General features: G+C 28.5%; 21 protein-coding genes. 9 read left to right on the top strand and 12 right to left on the bottom strand.

What is annotated here, in order from left to right:
• Positions 1-9: 9 nt before the first annotated feature.
• Entirely contained in the window at positions 10-1,368 is a 1,359-nt protein-coding gene (gene nhaD, locus CLCT_RS02540; protein WP_149062161.1) for a sodium:proton antiporter NhaD, read from the bottom strand.
• 134 nt (positions 1,369-1,502) lie between these two features.
• On the opposite strand from nhaD, the gene CLCT_RS07665 reads away from it, so the two are divergent.
• The 3 genes from CLCT_RS07665 to CLCT_RS02520 are packed head-to-tail and all read left to right on the top strand — an operon-like array spanning position 1,503 to position 4,766.
• Positions 1,503-1,955, top strand: a complete 453-nt coding sequence (locus CLCT_RS07665) for a hypothetical protein (protein WP_170230430.1) — start codon at positions 1,503-1,505, stop codon at positions 1,953-1,955.
• Positions 1,948-3,741 carry an excinuclease ABC subunit UvrC gene (uvrC, locus tag CLCT_RS02525; protein WP_149062158.1) on the top strand — a complete coding sequence of 598 codons (1,794 nt, stop codon included), beginning with the start codon at positions 1,948-1,950 and terminating at the stop codon, positions 3,739-3,741. Before CLCT_RS07665 ends, uvrC begins: the two co-directional genes overlap by 8 nt.
• Positions 3,738-4,766, top strand: a complete 1,029-nt coding sequence (locus CLCT_RS02520; protein ID WP_149062157.1) for a hypothetical protein — start codon at positions 3,738-3,740, stop codon at positions 4,764-4,766. Before uvrC ends, CLCT_RS02520 begins: the two co-directional genes overlap by 4 nt.
• On the opposite strand, the gene recR is transcribed toward CLCT_RS02520, so the two are convergent.
• From recR to CLCT_RS02505, 3 genes are read right to left on the bottom strand one after another with little or no spacing between them, the layout of a single operon-like run.
• Positions 4,753-5,325, bottom strand: coding sequence for a recombination mediator RecR (gene recR, locus CLCT_RS02515; RefSeq protein WP_149062156.1), 573 nt, complete (start codon positions 5,323-5,325; stop codon positions 4,753-4,755). The two genes, CLCT_RS02520 and recR, sit on opposite strands and share 14 nt — an antisense overlap.
• A 1-nt stretch (position 5,326) precedes the next feature.
• Entirely contained in the window at positions 5,327-6,559 is a 1,233-nt protein-coding gene (locus tag CLCT_RS02510) for an ArsS family sensor histidine kinase (RefSeq protein WP_149062155.1), read from the bottom strand.
• Complete coding sequence (locus CLCT_RS02505) at positions 6,556-7,227, bottom strand: response regulator transcription factor (RefSeq protein WP_012661225.1); 672 nt, start codon at positions 7,225-7,227, stop codon at positions 6,556-6,558. Before CLCT_RS02505 ends, CLCT_RS02510 begins: the two co-directional genes overlap by 4 nt.
• A gap of 113 nt (positions 7,228-7,340) precedes the next feature.
• Between CLCT_RS02505 and dnaJ the strand changes: the two genes are divergently transcribed.
• Positions 7,341-8,462, top strand: coding sequence for a molecular chaperone DnaJ (gene dnaJ / locus CLCT_RS02500; RefSeq protein WP_149062154.1), 1,122 nt, complete (start codon positions 7,341-7,343; stop codon positions 8,460-8,462).
• Here dnaJ and CLCT_RS02495 read toward each other — a convergent pair.
• Genes CLCT_RS02495 through gatC form a run of 8 tightly spaced genes read right to left on the bottom strand, consistent with a single transcriptional unit; the run spans position 8,456 to position 14,679 of the window.
• Positions 8,456-9,241 carry a shikimate dehydrogenase gene (locus tag CLCT_RS02495; RefSeq protein ID WP_149062153.1) on the bottom strand — a complete coding sequence of 262 codons (786 nt, stop codon included), beginning with the start codon at positions 9,239-9,241 and terminating at the stop codon, positions 8,456-8,458. The two genes, dnaJ and CLCT_RS02495, sit on opposite strands and share 7 nt — an antisense overlap.
• A complete protein-coding gene (locus tag CLCT_RS02490) occupies positions 9,238-10,041 on the bottom strand; it encodes an SPOR domain-containing protein (protein ID WP_149062152.1) in 804 nt (267 codons plus the stop codon). The genes CLCT_RS02495 and CLCT_RS02490 overlap by 4 nt, the downstream gene beginning before the upstream one ends.
• 16 nt (positions 10,042-10,057) lie before the next feature.
• Positions 10,058-10,603 (bottom strand): DUF1882 domain-containing protein, encoded by a 546-nt coding sequence (locus CLCT_RS02485; protein WP_012661221.1) that lies wholly within the window; start codon positions 10,601-10,603, stop codon positions 10,058-10,060.
• Positions 10,600-11,841 (bottom strand): serine hydroxymethyltransferase, encoded by a 1,242-nt coding sequence (locus tag CLCT_RS02480; RefSeq protein ID WP_149062151.1) that lies wholly within the window; start codon positions 11,839-11,841, stop codon positions 10,600-10,602. Before CLCT_RS02480 ends, CLCT_RS02485 begins: the two co-directional genes overlap by 4 nt.
• Complete coding sequence (gene lysS, locus CLCT_RS02475) at positions 11,842-13,344, bottom strand: lysine--tRNA ligase (RefSeq protein WP_149062150.1); 1,503 nt, start codon at positions 13,342-13,344, stop codon at positions 11,842-11,844.
• An 11-nt stretch (positions 13,345-13,355) separates the two neighbouring features.
• A complete protein-coding gene (locus tag CLCT_RS02470; protein WP_039617809.1) occupies positions 13,356-13,811 on the bottom strand; it encodes a Fur family transcriptional regulator in 456 nt (151 codons plus the stop codon).
• Positions 13,801-14,370, bottom strand: a complete 570-nt coding sequence (locus CLCT_RS02465; RefSeq protein WP_039668155.1) for a CvpA family protein — start codon at positions 14,368-14,370, stop codon at positions 13,801-13,803. Before CLCT_RS02465 ends, CLCT_RS02470 begins: the two co-directional genes overlap by 11 nt.
• Before the next feature lie 21 nt (positions 14,371-14,391).
• Complete coding sequence (gene gatC, locus CLCT_RS02460; RefSeq protein WP_149062149.1) at positions 14,392-14,679, bottom strand: Asp-tRNA(Asn)/Glu-tRNA(Gln) amidotransferase subunit GatC; 288 nt, start codon at positions 14,677-14,679, stop codon at positions 14,392-14,394.
• 149 nt (positions 14,680-14,828) lie between these two features.
• Between gatC and CLCT_RS02455 the strand changes: the two genes are divergently transcribed.
• The 5 genes from CLCT_RS02455 to CLCT_RS02435 all read left to right on the top strand — a co-directional run bounded on the left by CLCT_RS02455 (position 14,829) and on the right by CLCT_RS02435 (position 18,764).
• Positions 14,829-15,374, top strand: coding sequence for a hypothetical protein (locus CLCT_RS02455; protein WP_149062148.1), 546 nt, complete (start codon positions 14,829-14,831; stop codon positions 15,372-15,374).
• Entirely contained in the window at positions 15,371-16,366 is a 996-nt protein-coding gene (locus CLCT_RS02450) for a hypothetical protein (protein ID WP_149062147.1), read from the top strand. The genes CLCT_RS02455 and CLCT_RS02450 overlap by 4 nt, the downstream gene beginning before the upstream one ends.
• A 1-nt stretch (position 16,367) precedes the next feature.
• A complete protein-coding gene (locus tag CLCT_RS02445) occupies positions 16,368-16,700 on the top strand; it encodes a hypothetical protein (protein WP_039668151.1) in 333 nt (110 codons plus the stop codon).
• Positions 16,687-17,310, top strand: a complete 624-nt coding sequence (locus CLCT_RS02440) for a type III pantothenate kinase (protein ID WP_149062146.1) — start codon at positions 16,687-16,689, stop codon at positions 17,308-17,310. The genes CLCT_RS02445 and CLCT_RS02440 overlap by 14 nt, the downstream gene beginning before the upstream one ends.
• 107 nt (positions 17,311-17,417) lie before the next feature.
• A complete protein-coding gene (locus CLCT_RS02435; RefSeq protein WP_039668149.1) occupies positions 17,418-18,764 on the top strand; it encodes an FAD-dependent oxidoreductase in 1,347 nt (448 codons plus the stop codon).
• The last annotated feature ends 7 nt before the right edge of the window (positions 18,765-18,771 follow it).

Raw genomic sequence — 18,771 nt, 5'->3', positions numbered from 1 at the left:
CTAACTCCTTTACAAATTTAACAATTGAAATTGTACATACCAAACTATAATAGATATTATATAGCCAACCAAAATCGTCCATGCATATTTTAAATGAGCATTAAAAGTATAAACTCCCTTCATTTTACCCATTACCCCTACTCCAGCAGCCGAACCAAAGCTAATCAAAGATCCCCCTATTCCTGCTGTAAGAGTTACTAAAAGCCATTGAGTATCATCCATGCTCGGATTTGCCTTTAATACCGCACTCATAACTGGAACATTATCAACAATAGCAGATAAAAATCCTACTCCTATATTAATACTAGTAGCTCCAAATTTTGCATAAAGATCAGAAGCATAAGCAAGCCAACCAACAAAATGTAAAGCGCCAACAGCAGATAGAATACCAAAGAAAAATAATAAAGTATCCATCTCAATACGCGTCATATAATGAAAAATATTTAAATCTTTTTTGCCTTGCCTTCTGTTGAAAAAATACATATACAAACTAAGCAATGAAAGACCAAAAATCATACCCCACATTGCAGGTAAATCGCAAATACTATGAATAAATACCGCTAAAGCTATAGTTAAAAAACCAAGCACAATAAAAACTTTACCACCTGGTTTAATCTCAACTTTTTCTAAATTATCTTTGTGAAAATTTGGCTTAATATTAGGCACATAACGTGATAATAAATAAGCAGTAAGTAACCAACCAATAAAAGAAGCAGGAAAAAGAGCAAAAAATTCAAAAAACGTGGCTTTTTTTGCTGTCCAAACCATCAAAGTAGTAATATCACCAAAAGGCGACCAAGCTCCACCAGCATTAGCTGCAACGACAATATTTATAGCGCCTGGAATTAAAAATTCTTTATTATTTTTATCTATGGTTAAAAGCACAGTAGATAAAATCAAAGCAGTTGTAAGATTATCTGCAATTGGGGAGATAAAAAAAGCTAAAACACCTGTTAGCCAAAATAATTTTCTATAAGTATAACCCTTGCTTACAAGTTTGTATTTTAAAGTTTCAAAAACCGATCTTTCTATCAAGGCTTCTATAAAAGTCATAGCAGCTATTAAGAAAAACACAATTTGTGCAATTTCCAAAATAAGATGATTTACACTTTCTTCAAGTATTTGTGTGTCTAAATCATTCATCACCATATATATACCAATGATAATAAAAGAAAAAGTTCCTATAAATAAAGCGGGCTTAGTTTTATTGATATGATATTTCTCTTCTGCTGCGATAAAATAATAACCTAATATAAAAATTATTAAAATACCTATACCTAAAGCACTAAAAGCTAAATTTAGCTCATGCGTTTGACTAGCTAACAAAAAACTAACACCAAAACAAAGTAAAAAAAGTATTTTACTCATATTTCACTCTCCAAAGATTGGAATTTTTTTATTTCCTTTGCACTGCCATTATTATCCTTTATCTCATAAAATGGAGCATCCTTATAGCCGCATGCATTTAGAAATATTAATAAAAAAAATGTTAGAATAATTAAATGAAAATCAAAACGAGTCATTACATTATCAACGAGCTTGCTGATTTTAATCATTATAAACCTTTAAAAATATTTTTTCAGTATAAAGAGTTTTTAAATTTATTTAATTACAATCACCAACAAATGATTACCAAACTCTTTATAAAAAATAATACCTTGATTATTTTAGTTAAGCACCACATTGCATATATGGAATTAAATCACGATAATACCAAAAAAATAATTAAAAGTCTCATAAAAAACTATACTTTAGCTAGACCAATGAGTAATTTTGCAAAGGTAGAAAACATAAAAATACTCAGTGATCAAAACTTTATTTCTAAAAATAATACTACCAATGAACATAAAAAGGTTCACTTAGAGCTTTCTAATGGAAATTTTAAAAATAATTTTGAAAATCCTATTTTACATAACAAATTTGAAGAACTACGAAAGCTTATAAAAAATGCTTGAAAATGAACTCAAAACCTTACCAGATTTACCTGGTGTGTATCAATACTTTGATATTCAAGGTAAACTTTTATATGTAGGTAAAGCCAAGAATTTAAAAAACCGCGTTAGAAGTTATTTTAACTTCACTCCAAAACTTAGTCCTAATCCTAAAAATAGCTTAAGAATTCAAAAAATGATTAGCCAAACACATCATTTAGAATTTATCACTACAAAAAGTGAGGCTGATGCTTTAATACTAGAAAATTCTTTTATAAAACAACTTCATCCAAAATATAATATATTATTAAGAGATGATAAAACCTACCCTTATATTTATATAGATTTAAATGAAGATTTTCCAAGATTTGAGATTACAAGAAAAATTATCAAAAAAAATAAAATAAAATATTTTGGTCCCTTTTTTAAAGGAGCAAAAGAGCTTTTAAATGCTTTGTATTTATCATTTGAGCTAAGACAAAAAAAATCTTGTAAAGAACTTTGCCTTTTTTATCAAATCAAGCGTTGCAAAGGACCATGTGAGCAAAAAATTTCCAAACAAGATTATGAAAAAATTATCCAAAAGGCCACTCAAGCCCTTTTAAATCCCTTATCTTTAACAAAAAATTTAGAAAATAAAATGCTTGAATATGCAAAAAATGAAAACTACGAAGAAGCAGCTATTATAAGAGATCAAATCAAAACAATAGAAGATTTAAGCGTAAAAATACAAATAGACCTTGCAAAATTAGAAGATTTTGATGTTTTTGCCATATATCATGAAGTAAATATACTCTCTATGGTGCGTTTTGTTATAAATAATGGCAGAATAATTAGCTCAAACCATAAAGTGCTAACTCTAAATCATCAAGATGAATTTGACCTAAATGCAGTATATAAGCAATACATATTAGAAAATTATACCCAAGATAGCCCAATAAATTCAACCCGAATTTATACGCATGAAGAATTTGAAGACATGAACCTTTTGCAAAATTTACTTAGTGAAAGGTTTTCTAAAAAATTTCATCTTAAGACTCCAAAACTTGGTGAAAAAAAAGCCTTATGTGAACTTGCATTAGAAAATGCAAAAATACACATACAAAAGCACTTAAAAAGTGATGATTATTTGTTTTTAAAAGAATTAAAAGAATTTTTTAACCTACAAAATTATCCTAATTATATAGAAATTTTTGACAATTCTCATATGCAAGGTGAAGCAAATGTCGGTGCTTTGGTAGCCTATAAAGATGGAAAATTTGACAAAAGTTCTTATAGACACTACCATTTATCCTATAAAAATGATTACGATCAAATGCTTCAAATCCTTAGCAAAAGGGCTTTGTCATTTGACAAAAATACCCCGCCTGATTTATGGTTAATTGATGGAGGAGATGCTTTATTAAAGCTAGCCAATGATATCATCAAAAGCTCTGGGGCAAATGTAGATGTTTTAGCAATTTCTAAAGAAAAAATAGATGCAAAAGCTTACAGGGCAAAAGGAAGCGCGAAAGATAAAATTTATACCCAAGAAGGCAAAATTCAACTTTCTACTGATGATAAAAAATTACAATTTTTGCAAAAATTACGCGATGAGGCACATCGCTTTGCAATTAGTTTTCATCAAAAAACAAAAAGAAAACAAGATTTGCAAAGTTCTAGATTAATACAACTTGGAATTTCCCAAGGGTATATTAAAAAATTTTTAGATTATTATGGTAGTTTTAATGAGATTAGCAAAGCTAGCTTTGATGAATTAAAATCACTTTCCAATGCAAAAATAGCTAAATTAATCAAGGAAAATTTATGATATTATTTATTAGTGTTTTGACTTTAATTTTATGTTTTTTAAATTATTATTTTTTATATCCTATGGATCAAAAATTATTCTTCATTTATGCTTTTATAAGCATTTTGATTTTTATTATTGCCTGTATTTATATAATCTCAAAAAATCATAAAAACAAAAAAGATAAAACCTTGATTCAAGAGATAGAAAAATATTTTTCCTTACCAAAATCAAACTCTTTAGAAGAATTAAAAGAAAATTTAAAATTATCGTTGGATTTAATGAATAAAAAATTGCATGAGCAAAAAAGGGAAAATCTACATTTAGAACAAAATTATCAATATCTTGTCCACGGCTTGAGGTATCTATATCTAGATAATTCTGCTTATATATTAAAACCTTTTATCAATGATTATAAACCCAACTTAGAGTACAGACGCTTTAAAAACATACATGCAGGTATTATCAATAACAACAAAAATGAAAATTTTCTATTGCAGTCTATTTTGCTTAAAATGGGTATTAGTAGTGAAATTTTATTCAAACACAACCAAAAAGATGATAAAAATTATTCTTTTATCGTTTCAAAGGAAAAAATAGATGATGTTTTAAATTTCACTTTTGAAGAAATTCATATTGAGGAGATTGTTGATTTTTTAAATATTCATTTTACGCAAGAGTATTACACTGTAAGAGATTATTATAATGTTTTAATTTTTAAATCTTCTTACTTTGAAAATGATCTTATTTTAAACATAACTAATCAATTTTGTTCCCATAATCAAACTATAGATAATTTAAGTGACTTTAAAAAGGCATTACAATTTAGATTTAAATTAATTTTAGTAGACTATGAAGTTATAAAATTTGATCTAACACATATTAGTCAAATTTTACAAGAGTATAAGATAAAAAATCCGCAAATTGTAATTTTGCTTTTTTCCAAAAACAGAGTTAAAGATTGTAATTTTGCAAATTTAATCTTAAATGATATTAATAAAAGCGAATGGTTAGCATTGTTAAAACAATATATCAATCAAGCTTAGTTCTGTGATTTATAGCTTTATGCAAAGATATAAAATCAACATTTTCCAAGCTAACACCACTTGGAATACCTTGAGCTATTTGAGAAAAACTCAAATTTAAATCTTTTAATTTTTCTTCTATAAAAAAGACAATAGCATCAGAATTTAAACCTTGTGTGAAAGCAAAAAATATTTCTGTGGTTTTATTATACTCAATCATACTTCTTAATTTTATAATGTTTTCTTCACTTGTATTATCAAGTACAAAATAAAGCCCATCATAACTTCCACTATCTTCTAAAACCAAGACATCTTTAGAATCTTGAACTATGCAAATAATACTATGATTTCTTTCTATATTAGAACAAACTTCACATAATTCATTTTCACTTAAAGCACCACATTGTGCGCACTTTTTTATCATTCTAATTGATTCTTCAATATGATAAGCAAGCTTAGAACCTAGTAAAGGATCTTTTATGCAAACATGATATGCAAGTCTTAAAGCGGATTTTTTCCCTATAGTAGGCAAAGCAGAAAAGGTAGATACTAGCTCATTAAATTTTTCCAAGCCTTTCAAATTATTTTAACCTCGAAAAAACAATTTTAAAAGTATGATAGCCATCTTCATAGCTGTAAGTTAAATTATAACCGTGAAGATTGCAAATATTATTAATAATATAAAGTCCTAGCCCCATTCCCTCTACTTGGGTATTTTGTTCTCTTACAAAAGGTTTTAAATAATAATCAAAAGTTTTTTTAAGCTGCATCCCTTTATTTCTAACAATTATATAATCTCCAGAGCATATAATCTCACACGCTTTATCATCTGAATACTTAATAGCATTATCAATTAAATTTTTAAGCATTAAGGAAAAGAGTTCTAGATCAGCAATTATCATAGTATCTTCTTTATAGGAGATTTTTACTTTTTGATAAAAATCATCCCTCATTAAATAATCTTCAGCTTGCTCCAAAATCAAACTCAAATGATAGGTTTGCAAATTAAGTTGACAATTTCTTGATAAGACTTTTTCAATTTTCCCAAATTCATCAATCAACAATTCAAGTCTTTCAAAAATCGCCACTAGGCGATCTTTTTGCTTTTGATTATCTAGCATTTCACATACTATTCTACCTTTACCAATAGGCGTTTTAAGCTCATGCATAATCATTCTTAAAAAAAACTGCCTTGATTTTACAAGCTCTTGAATTTTATTAATAGCATGGTCAAATTCAAAAGATATTTCTGAAATTTCATCATTAATCTGAGAGTATTCAGATAAAGGCTCAATTTTACCTGCGCTAATATTTTTGATTTTCTTTTTTAGAATTTTTAAAGGCATTAAAGATCTTAATACTGAAAAATATAAAAATACAATCAAAATCAAACTAAAAAAGAAACTTAATAAAAATAAATATTCTAAACGCGTAGAAGCATTTAATTCATAAAGATGTTTTGTATTCAACCTTTCTACATAGAAAAAAATTTGATTATGATAAATAATAGAAGAAAAACTTCCGTATAAAGAATTAATCCTAAATACCTTTTCGCCTTTTGCAATGATATGTTTTACACTGCGATCATTTTCAACTAACTTAAAAGATTTAGAAAGAAGATACTCATGTATTGAAAAACCTTCTTTTCTTTCTAAATTGTATATTATTTTTTCCACAATATCTTTTTGTCTTCCTTGCTCGTTAGTTAAATAAGAATCAATCTGAACCTTTCCTAAAAGCACAAACAAAGCACAAACAAACAAAAAAGCTGTTGCAAAAAGAACGGTAATTTTAAGATTAATAGTTACTTTCATCCTATCAATTTATATCCTATTCCTCTAACTGAAAAAATATGTTTTGGTGCTTTTGAACTATCACCAATTTTAGTTCTAAGTCTACCAATAATAACATCTAAGCTTTTAGAATCTTTATCTTTTAAGCTTTTGCAATGATACACAAGTTGTTCTCTGCTAACCGAAAAACCATGTTGTCTTATCATATAGCTTAAAATTTCATACTCAGCAGGAGTTAAAACCAAAACCTCATCATTGTAACTTATCTCATGTCTTTTTTCATCAATTTTAAATGCTGAATTGATTATTTTCTCAGGAGTTTCATTGGTTCGTTTAGAACGACGAATCAAACTCATAATTCTTGCATGCATTTCTTTTGGATCATATGGTTTTGGCAGGTAATCATCTGCACCTATTTGAAGTCCTACAATTTTATCACTCAAATCACTTCTAGCTGAAGAAATAATAATAGGAATACTATATTTTTCTCTTATTTCACGACAAACTTCAAGACCATCAAGCCCAGGTAAAGTTAAATCAAGAATTAAACAATCATAGTTTTTTATACCAGCACTCATCCCCAAATACGGATCTTCATAATTAGTAACTTTTATATTAAACTGGGCCAAATATTCTGCCAAAAACTCTGCAAAATCTGGATCATCTTCGATCATTAAAACATTAATCATCTCTACCCCTTTAGTGAAAATATGTTACAAACTTAACATTATAACACATAATTTAACTATTCATTTATTTTTTTGCTAAAATTACAATATTAATTTTTCAAGAGAGGAAAGAAGTGAAACTTAATTATTATGAAATACTAGAAATTTCCCAAACTTCAGATAAAGAAACCATAAAAAAAGCATATAGAAAGATGGCTTTAAAATATCATCCCGATAGAAATCAAGGAGATAAAGAAGCAGAAGAAAAATTTAAGCTTGTAAACGAAGCTTATGAGGTGCTTAGCAATGATGAAAAAAGAAGTATATATGATAGATACGGAAAAGAAGGACTTAAAGGTCAAGCCGGTGGTTTTGGTGGTTTTGGAGATGTTGATTTAGGGGATATATTCTCGAGCTTTTTTGGAGATGGATTTGGTTTTGGCAGCTCAACGCGTAAAAAAGAAAAAGGAGATAAATATCCTCAAGATTTAAAAATAACAGCAAAAATTAGCTTTAAAGAAGCTATTTTTGGTTGCAAAAAAACGATCGATTTTACCTATAAAAGTTTTTGTAAATCATGCAAAGGAAGTGGCTCAGAAAATGGAAAATTAGATACTTGTCCTCATTGCGGAGGAAAAGGGCAAGTTGGTGTTAGACAAGGCTTTATGACTTTTGTGCAAAGCTGTGATTATTGTAAAGGTAGTGGTCAGATTATAAAAGATAAATGTAAAATATGTCATGGTAATGGCTATGAAGAAATTAAAGATCACATAGAACTTGATATACCAGAAGGTATAGACAGTGGTATGAGTCTTAGAGTACAAAATAAAGCAAATGAGCTTCCAAATTCTTCTCAAAGAGGTGATTTATATATCAAAATCATCGTAGAAGATGATGATAAATTTATCAGACATGATGATGATATCTATACCATAGTACCCGTATTTTTTACCCAAGCTGCTCTTGGTAAGACTATTAAAGTTTCTACTATAAGAGGCGAGGCTAATCTTAAGCTTCCAGTAGGTGCAAAAGATAAACAAAAATTCGAATTAGCCAATGAAGGTGTTAAAAACATTCACAATGGAAAATTAGGCTCACATATTGTACAAATTGAAATAAAGTTTCCAAAAACGCTTACTGATGAACAAAAAAATCTACTATTGCAACTTGAGAAAAGTTTTGGCTTAGCAGATGAAGAAGCCTTTATAGAGCAAGAAAGCTTGTTTGATAAAATCAAATCTTGGTTTAGTCACTGAGGAAGTTTTAAAGCCATTTCCATGGCTTTAAAAATTTCTTCTGTTTTTTGACATTCTAAAAATAACTCAAGAGCAAAAACACCTTGCCATAAAAGCATTTGTGTGCCATCTTTTATTTTTAAGCCATTTTCTCTTGCTAACTTTAAAAAAGGTGTATTTTTACCATAAATCACATCAAAAGCATATTTGGCATGCTGAAAAATACCTTTTAAAATCTCTTCTTGACAAGGTAGTTTCTCATCATTTAAACCTGCGCTAGTTGTATTAATTATCAAATCAAATTTTTTACTTAAATCAAGTTGATTATATAAAAAACATGGATAGTTAGCTAAATTTTCAAATCTAGCGCTAGAACGATTTGCTACTGCAACTTCAATATTTATAGATTTTAAGGCATATGCCAAAGCTTTAGCTGTACCCCCAGCACCCAGAATCAAAGCATTTTTAATGAAAGAAAAATCTTCAATCGCTTTTAAAAATCCCAAATAATCTGTATTATAAGCATAAATTTTATTATCTTTATTTAATAAAGTATTAGCAGAGCCTATATGTATAACACTTTCATCTTTAAAATCAGCTATTACATAAGCTGCTTCTTTAAAAGGTATGGTGATATTAGCACCATCTAACTTTTGAATAATCTCTTTTAGTTTTGCTTTATCTTTTAGATGATATCTTGTATAAACTGCATCTTCTTTGAGAGCTTGCAAGGCATTATTATGCATTCTTGGAGATTTAGAATGCATAATAGGATCACCTATAACTGCAAAAGTTTTCATTTTACTCTAAATGTAAAAGCACCTTTTGCGATTTTGGAACGTACTTTTTCTAATTCAGCCTTTAACTCACTCTCTTTATAAGGCCCAACTAAAACTTTCGTTAGCTCTTTGCCATTTACTGTTGTTTTATAAATTTTATAATCATATCCATTTTCTTTAAGTATATTTAACTCTTTTGATTTAGGATCTAAACTATTTAAAGAAAAAACTTGAATATAAGCACCTGAAGGAAGTTGTGTTTGAACATTTGGTGTTTTAATACTTTCAAATAATTCATTCGTATTGCTTTGCTCTGGAACTTTTTGTTGTTCAACTATATTATTTTTTGGTTTTTCAGAAGGTTTTTGAGTCGGTTTTTCTATAGATTTTTCTATAGATTTAGTCTCTTCTTGTTTTTCTTCCACCTTAGCTGGCTCTTCTTTTGGCTCTACTGTAATTTGATCTAAAACACTATTGCTTGGAGCTTCTTGCTTTTCTTCTATGGTAGTATTTGTATCATTCAAAGAGCTCTCTTCTTTTAATTTTCTAGCTAAGGCTTCAAATTCATCCTCTTCTTTAGCACTATCTGTAATAGGCAAAGAATTAAAATTATTTTCATAAGCAGCTTGCTCTTGTGGTTCCGATGGCATTTGTAATGCTTTTTCTTCACCTGGGTCATTAATTAGCTTCATTACTATCATAACAACCAAAAATACAATGATTAAAATAATTGATCTAAGTAAAATTTTTTTAAGTTTTTCGCTTTTATTGCTTTTTTGCAAAATTATATCATCAAATTCGTTTTTATTTTTTTCTTCCATTTTTCATCCTTTCAAATTACATATGTTTAGACCAAGAAGCACCGCGTTCTTTTTGATAAACTTCATAAGGCAAGGTTAATATATTAAATTCTCTAGGTATATCCATACTAGGAAAAACCTTCCACTCCACTGGCATCTTTTGAGAAAAAAGCAAAGATAGTTTTGAACCCAAAGAACAAGCCTCGTTAAAGGTTGTATGTCCTTTATGAATATACAAATGCAAATGATTATTAGTTCTTGTTCTATAAGCAGTAAAATTAATAAAGCCTTCTTCTCTTAAAACAAGCTGTGCTCTATGCCAAAAACGCTCCGCATTAAAACCGTTATAATCAAATACAATATTTTCAACCTTATCAAAACTATTGATCAAAGAATGCGCCACGATTATCTTTTTTTCCATATGCTCTTGTATAACACTAGCGGTTAATGGGGCATTGACTTTTTCAAATTTATCAAAGAAAATTCTACCTTTGTATTCGTATTTATTTACTATAGTATCACGCTTTATATAATAATGGCTTGTAACCATTTTAATTAAAGCTAAATCCATTGTTGTAATCAAAATAAAGCCCTTTCATAAATAATAAAATTACTTGCTAAATCCTTTAGTTTAATCTTAATTTCCTCTTGTAGTTTAGTATTTTGTATATCATCTAAAATATCAGCTATATAATTTGCAACAATAGTAATTTGCTCTTCTTTAAAACCTCTAGCTGTTAAAGCTGCTGTTCCAAGTCTTAAACCGCTCGTTACAAAGGGGCTTCTAGTTTCACCTGGAACAGTATTTTTATTAGCTGTAATACCTGCTCTTTCTAGCGCTAAATCTGCATCTTTACCACTAAATTCTTTATTTAAAAAACTTAATAAAATCAAATGATTATCAGTACCACCACTGACTAAATCATATTTTCTATCTATTAAAACTTGTGCCAAAGTAGCAGTATTTTTAATGATTTGCTTAGCATAAATTTTCCACTCATCACTCAAATTATATTTAAACCCAACTGCCTTAGCAGCAATTACATGCATTAATGGACCACCTTGAATACCTGGGAAAATTGCGGAATTGATTTTTTTGGCAATTTCTTCATCATTACACATAATAATCCCACCTCTTGGACCTCTTAAAGTTTTATGTGTAGTAGAACTTACAACATGAGCATAAGGGAATGGACTAGGATGTTCACCTGCTACAACCAAACCTGCAATATGCGCAATATCAGCAAACAAGTATGCGCCAACCTCATCTGCTATTTCTCTAAATTTGGCAAAATCGATCACTCTAGGATAAGCACTAGCACCACAAACAATAAGTTTTGGCTTAACTTCTTTTGCTATCTCTCTAACTTTATCATAATTAATTCTTCCATCAAGCTCAACTCCATAAAAAAAGCTTTCATAAACTTTTCCAGAGGAACTTACTTTAGAACCATGAGTTAAGTGTCCTCCATGGCTTAAATCCATACCCAAAATTCTATCACCAGGATTTAATAATGCCATATACACACCTTGATTTGCTTGTGAACCTGAGCTAGGTTGTACATTGGCAAAATTACAATTAAAAAGTTTTTTACATCTTTCTATAGCAATCGTTTCAATCTCATCTACAAATTCACATCCACCATAATATCTTTTACCAGGATAGCCTTCTGCATATTTGTTTGTTAAAATACTTCCCATAACTTCCATAACTTCTGGTATGGTAAAATTTTCACTTGCTATCATTTCAAGACCATCGCATTGTCTTGCTAACTCTTTTTGGGTTAAATCAAAAATTTCTTTATCAAATTTTTCCAACATTTACTCTCCTTTTATCTCATTTTTAAGTGGTCTCATAGCCGGGAAAAGCACTACATCACGAATTGATTTTTTATTAATTAAAAGCATAACTAATCTATCTATTCCAATACCTTGCCCCGCAGTTGGTGCCATAGCATAGCCTAGCGCATTAACAAAATCCTCATCCATCTCACATGCTTCTTCATCGCCTGCATTTTTAGCTTCAATTTGTTTTAAAAATCTCTCATATTGATCTAGCGGATCATTAAGCTCATTAAATCCATTTGCAATTTCTCTACCTGCGATAAACAACTCAAATCTTTCAGCAATATCTATATCTTTATCACTTCTTCTAGATAAAGGACTTATAGAAATAGGAAAATCTATCACAAAAGTAGGATTGATCAATTTATCTTCAACATAATTATCAAAAAGTTCAGCTTGCAAATGGCCTAATTCCAATTTTTCATTGGCTTCAAATCCATCTTTTTTTAGCTTTTCCAATATTAATTCTTTATTGTCAATAAGCTCATCATTCAAACCGCCATATTTTTTTAATGCGTCTTTATAAGTAATTCTTTCAAATGGCTTAGAAAAATCAATTATTTTTTCATCAAATTCAAGTTTTTTATCTAAATTTAACTTATCTAAAAGCATAGCAAAAAGCTCTTCTGTTAAATCCATTAAATCATGATAATTATGATAAGCCCAATAAAACTCGATTGTAGTAAATTCAGGATTGTGTGTTAAATCCATCCCTTCATTTCTAAAACATCTATTAATCTCATAAACTGCCTCGAAACCGCCTACAATCAAACGTTTTAGATATAATTCTGGGGCAATTCTTAAAAATCTTTCCACACCCAAAGCATTGTGATAAGTTACAAAAGGCTTTGCATTTGCTCCCCCTGCAATAGGATGCATCATTGGTGTTTCAACTTCCAAAAATCCTTTGTTATCAAAAAAAGATCTAATATAAGAAACGATTTTAGAACGCAAAATAAAATCTTTTCTTACCTCGCTATTCATAATCATATCAAGATATCTTTTTCTATATCTTTGCTCAATATCTGTCAACCCATGATATTTTTCTGGTAAAGGCACTATGGCTTTTGTAGCTATTTGAATTTGTTCTACATGAAGACTGAATTCTCCTGTTTTTGTTATAAAAGGAAAACCTTTAACCAAAACAATATCCCCTACTTCAAGATATTTTTTTAAAATGGCAAAGTACTCTTCCCCTAAAATGTTTTGATTAAAATAAATTTGTAAACTATCTTGCTCATCTTCTATATTAGCAAATACTGATTTGCCAGCTATCCTAAGAAGCTTTAATCTTCCTGCTAATACTCCATGAGCATTTTCATCGCGCTGATTTTCTATATTTTTAATATAGGTGAATTTAGCCTTATATTCACTTATACTCATTTCTTTTTTTAAAAAGTGCGGATAAGGGTTGATTCCTAATTCTTTTAACTCTTGCGCTTTTTGAATTTTTTGTTGCTCTAAAATATTATCAAACATTAAATATACCTTTATTTTTTACTGCATTGTGGACATAGGCCATAAAGTTGCATTAAATGTCCTGTTAATTTAAAATTATATTCTTTTGCGATTAACATTTGTTGTTGTTCGATAATAGGATTTTCAAATTCTACAATCTCGCCGCAACTTTTACAAATCAAATGATCATGGTGAGGTTTATTTGCAAGTTCAAATTTCTTCCCTGAAGCACCAAAAGATATAGAAGTAGCCATACCAGATTCTTCTAATAAATTTAAAGTTCTATAAACTGTTGCAATGCCTACATTTAATTCGGGATTTTTTTGCTTTATTTCTACGTATAGACTTTCTGGAGTATAATGCATATCGCTATTATATAAAGTTTTTAAAAGCACTTCTCTTTGTTTAGTATATTTTAGACCATTATCTTTAAGTGTTTTTTTAAAACGCTCAAGCAAAACATCATATTCTATATTTTCAATTTGCATTATTTACCTCCGAATTTAGACTTAAATTAGAATCTATAATTTGTTCTTGTATTTTATCTAAACCATTTTGAGTAAAATCAGTATTCATTATAAAATCACCTGTTTGTCTAAGTAGATCTAGCGTATAGCTATTTTTAGCATACTTTTCTAAACTTGCATTTAAAAATTCTATATTATTAATACAAGCCACTAAAATTGCAAAAATCAAAAATATTTTAGCACTGCCAAATAAAAATCCACCTATACGATCTATAAAACCAAGACCGCTCATACTAAAAATCTTTGATAGTATATTTCCTAAAGCCATACAAGCTACCCAAATTACAATTAACAAAACCAAAAATCCCGCAAAAACCGCAAGATTTTCATTTTCAATTGCATAAAAATTATTATTAATAATTTCTGCTACTTCTTTAGCATATCTTGAAGCAAGTAAAACCCCGCCAACTATACCCAATAAACCAAAAATTTCCTTAAACAAACCACTTACCAAACCTTTTAAACCTAAAATCACAGTTAAACCTAAAACAAATACATCAAACCAAGAAAAATTTTCCATCTATATTAAACTCCAAATATTTTATTCAATTATCTTAGGGACTACAAAAAATCCATCTTGAGAATTTGGAGCATGCTTGCTAACCGTATCTATCACATCAGATTTTCTACTTTCATCTAGTCTAAATGGCGTTGCAGCATTTGTAGTGCTAGTCATAGCTTCGACATCATCAAGTTTTAGCTCATCTAATTTTTCTACAAAATTAACAATCTGACTTAATTGTTCTTCCAATTCTTGTCTTTTATCATCGGCAATTTTTAAAGCACTTAGTTTTTCAAGTTTGGTCAATAATTTATCATCAATTTGCATAATTTACCTTAATCTTAATTTTTAACTCAAGAAAACTCTTTTTAGGTTAAAAATTATAACATAAAATCATTTATTTTTTCATTTTTATATGTTACAATTATAGACTTAAAACAATAAATAATGTTTATTCTTGCTAAAAAAGGGAAAATATGGCTTTAAAAGAAAACCTAAAAGCGGTTCAAGTAGAATTAAGCTCTCAAGAGCAGATGATGGAAAATTTTATCAAATCTGAGCGCTTTATAAAAAAATACAAATACTATTTCATTGTAATCATTGTACTTTTAATTGCATATCTTAGTGGAAGTTATTTTTACAATCTAAAACAAGAAAGTAATATCCAAGAAAGTAATATGATTTTTAACAACTTATTGAAAAATCCTTCAGACCAAAAATTACTTGAAGAATTAAAACAAAAAAATGCAAATCTATACACCATATTCATGATGAATCAAAATAATCAAGATCTTAATCAAATTTTAAGTCTTAACATAGATCCTTTGTTAAAACAAATAGTGCTTGCTCAAAACAATCAAAAATCAGACTTTTTGAAAGATTATAATACCTTGTTGGCAGGTTTTGAATTTCTAAAACAAAATGATTTTAAAAATGCAGATATAGAATTTAATAAAATACCTATAAATTCTCCCTTATGGCAGATTATTACAAGTTTAAAACATTATCAAGGAATAAAATGAAACATTTTTATTTATTTATCATTACTTTAATATTTTTTAGTGCTTGTGGCACAAAAAGGGAGTATTATCAACCAACACAAGTAGAGCAGCTTCCTTATAGCTCTCAAAGTATTAATGGTAAGATTATAAATTTCAACAACAATATAGCACAATTAAACAATAATTCCTTTATAGATACCATAGGAAATATTATTAATTTTAAACTAGATAAAAATTATCATATTATAAATATGCAACAAGAAGAGATTCTTATTGGTGATGATAATGGAAATTTTAAGATTTTAAATTTACAAGGTAATGAATTATTTTCTCATAAATTTAATGAAAGTGTAGTGAGTGCAAGTATAGATGGAGATGATATAGCTTTAATTTTAGCTAGCAATACCTTAGTATATGCAAATAAAAATCTTGGTATTAAAATACTTCAAAATCTTGGCACAGCCTATGCTCAAGACAGTCGTTATGCTAATCCTTATTTTTTAAATACCATTATCATATATCCTATGCTTAATGGAAAATTAGCCATACTTAGTAAAAGCTCACTAAAAGTGAGTAAAGAAATTTTAGTAAGCAGTGAAGAATTTTTTAACAATATCATCTATCTTCATGTTAAAAATGATACTATGATTGCTGCAACTGCACAAAAAATCATCGTTGTTACTCCAAACAGAACCTTATATTTAAACGAAAATATTAAAGAAGTAAACACTAATGATAATGAAATTTTTGTACTAACAAAAGATGGAAGAGTTATTAAAAATGATTATAATCTTAGAAAAATCGATGAAATAAAATTTCAGTTTGCTCTGTTTTCTAAAAGCACCTTGTACAATGACTCTTTGTATATTTTTGAAAAAACAGGTTATTTGATCAAGCTAAATACAAATTTGAAAGATTATACAGTATATAAACTAAGTGAAGCCGTTGATAAAAAAAGTTTTATGGCTAATGGTAAATTTTTCTTTCAAAACAAATTTTTACAATTAAACTAAAATGAATCAAGAGCTTAGCGATATTCTTATAAAATATGGGATTGTTTTAAAAAATACTAAATCCTTAGATATCCATGCTTTTAGTAAAAAGAAAAAATTAATTTGTATTTATGGAGAGAATACAAATAAACAGTGTTGTTTAATTTTATTTTCTTTTGCAAAAAGTAAAATTTTAATAAAAGAAAGTTTAGATTTTGAAGATATTTTTCAAAATCTAAGCCAAACTCTAAACTTAAATTTTCAAAATTATTTTATATTTCACCAAGCTTTAATTTGTTCTAAAGCAAAAGAATATCTAGCTACCAAAGGGATTAAAAATTATGCTTTTATGTGATATTGGCAATACAACCGCTAGTTTTCTAAATGAACAAAAATTTTATTCTATGAGTATTGAGCAGTTTTTACAATACGAACCTACACAAAAAGTATTTTATATCAATGTAAATCCGAATTTAGAGCAAAGATTAGAGCAAAATCCTTTATTTATCAATCTTGCCCCATATTTTAATTTTGATACTATTTATAAGAATTTAGGGGTTGATAGAATAGCAGCATGTTACACTATAGAAGATGGTGTTGTAGTTGATGCGGGTTCTGCAATAACTGTAGATATTATTTCTAATTCTATTCATCTTGGGGGATTTATACTCCCAGGTATTGAAAGCTACAAAAAATCTTTTTCCAATATTTCATCACGTTTAAGATACGAGCTAAACACACAAATTAATTTTGATGCTTTCCCTCAAAAAACCGTTGATGCTTTAAGTTATGGAGTTTTTAAAAGCATATATTTGCTTATAAAAGATAGTGCATATGATAAAAAATTATATTTTACAGGAGGAGATGGGCAATTTCTTGCGAATTTTTTCGACTATGCAATTTATGATAAATTTTTAATTTTTAGAGGTATGAAAAAAGCTGTTTGTGAAAATTTTATACTTTAAAATTTATTTCTACACCCCTGCACTTGAAATTATAAAATTTATTTACCCAAAACAACTATATTTTGATATTATTAGCAAAATCAAACACACAAAAGGAATTGATAACAATGGATCAAAAACATTTTGATACCGTGGTAATTGGCGGTGGGATTTCTGGTGCTGCAGTATTTTATGAGCTGGCTAGATACACAAATATTCAAAATATTGCTTTGTTAGAAAAATACAATAGCGCTGCAACTTTAAATAGCCATAGCACAAGCAATTCACAAACTATCCACTGTGGTGATATAGAGACAAATTACACTTTAGAAAAAGCAAAAAAAGTTAAAACAACAGCAGATATGATTGTAAAATATGGTCTTTTGCAAAATGCACAAAATAAGTTTATGCACTCACACCAAAAACTCGCACTTGCAGTTGGAGACAAAGAATGCGAGTATATGAAAAATAGATATGAAGAATTTAAAGAATTATATCCTTATATTAAATTTTATACCAAAGATAAAATCAAGCAAATAGAACCTAATGTTGTATTGGGTGAAGATGGCGTGAATAATAGAACCGATGAAGTAGTAGCTATGGGTGTAGAAGCAGGAGCGGTTTATACTACAGTAGATTTTGGCTTGATGAGTCAAAATCTTATAGAGCAAGCTTGCAAACAAGAAAAAAATACTCATGTTGCCTACAATCAAGAAGTTGTGTTTATAGAAAAAAAAGATGATATTTTTTATATCAAAACAAAAGATTTTAAAGAATATAGTGCGAAATCTATTATAGTAAATGCAGGAGCGCATTCTTTATTTTTAGCGCATAAAATGGGTATAGGATTAGATAAATCTTGCTTTCCGGTTGCAGGAAGTTTTTATATGTCTAAAAGAAAAATTTTAAATGGTAAAGTTTACATGGTGCAAAATCCAAAACTACCATTTGCTGCGCTACATGGCGATCCTGATTTATTAGCTAATATGAATACACGCTTTGGCCCTACTGCCTTAGTTATCCCTATGTTAGAAAGATACCATGGTTTTAAATCACTACCTGAATTTTTCAAAACACTTAACTTAGACATGAATGTAGTCAAAATTTGCCTTAATCTTTTTAAAGATTCTACTATTAGAAACTATATTCTTTATAATTATTTATTTGAAATTCCTTACATTAACAAAAGACTTTTTGTAAAAGATGCAAGAAAAATAGTTCCTAGTTTGAAAACAGATGATATATACTATGCTAAAAATTTTGGTGGAGTACGCCCTCAAGTGCTTGATAAAAAGGCAGGAGAATTAATGCTTGGAGAAGCAAGTATTACTGAAATTCCAGGTATAATTTTCAACATGACCCCAAGTCCAGGTGCTACAAGTTGTCTTGGTAATGGCTATAGAGATGCAAAACTTATTTGTCAATACTTGGGTGCTAATTTTAATGAGGATTTATTTACTAGCGAACTACTATAAAAAGGAT

Source organism: Campylobacter lari subsp. concheus (genome assembly GCF_008245025.1).
Taxonomy (GTDB): Bacteria; Campylobacterota; Campylobacteria; order Campylobacterales; family Campylobacteraceae; genus Campylobacter_D; species Campylobacter_D concheus.
The sequence above is the reverse complement of the archived record's forward strand: the minus strand, read 5'-3'. Positions and strand labels throughout refer to the sequence as shown.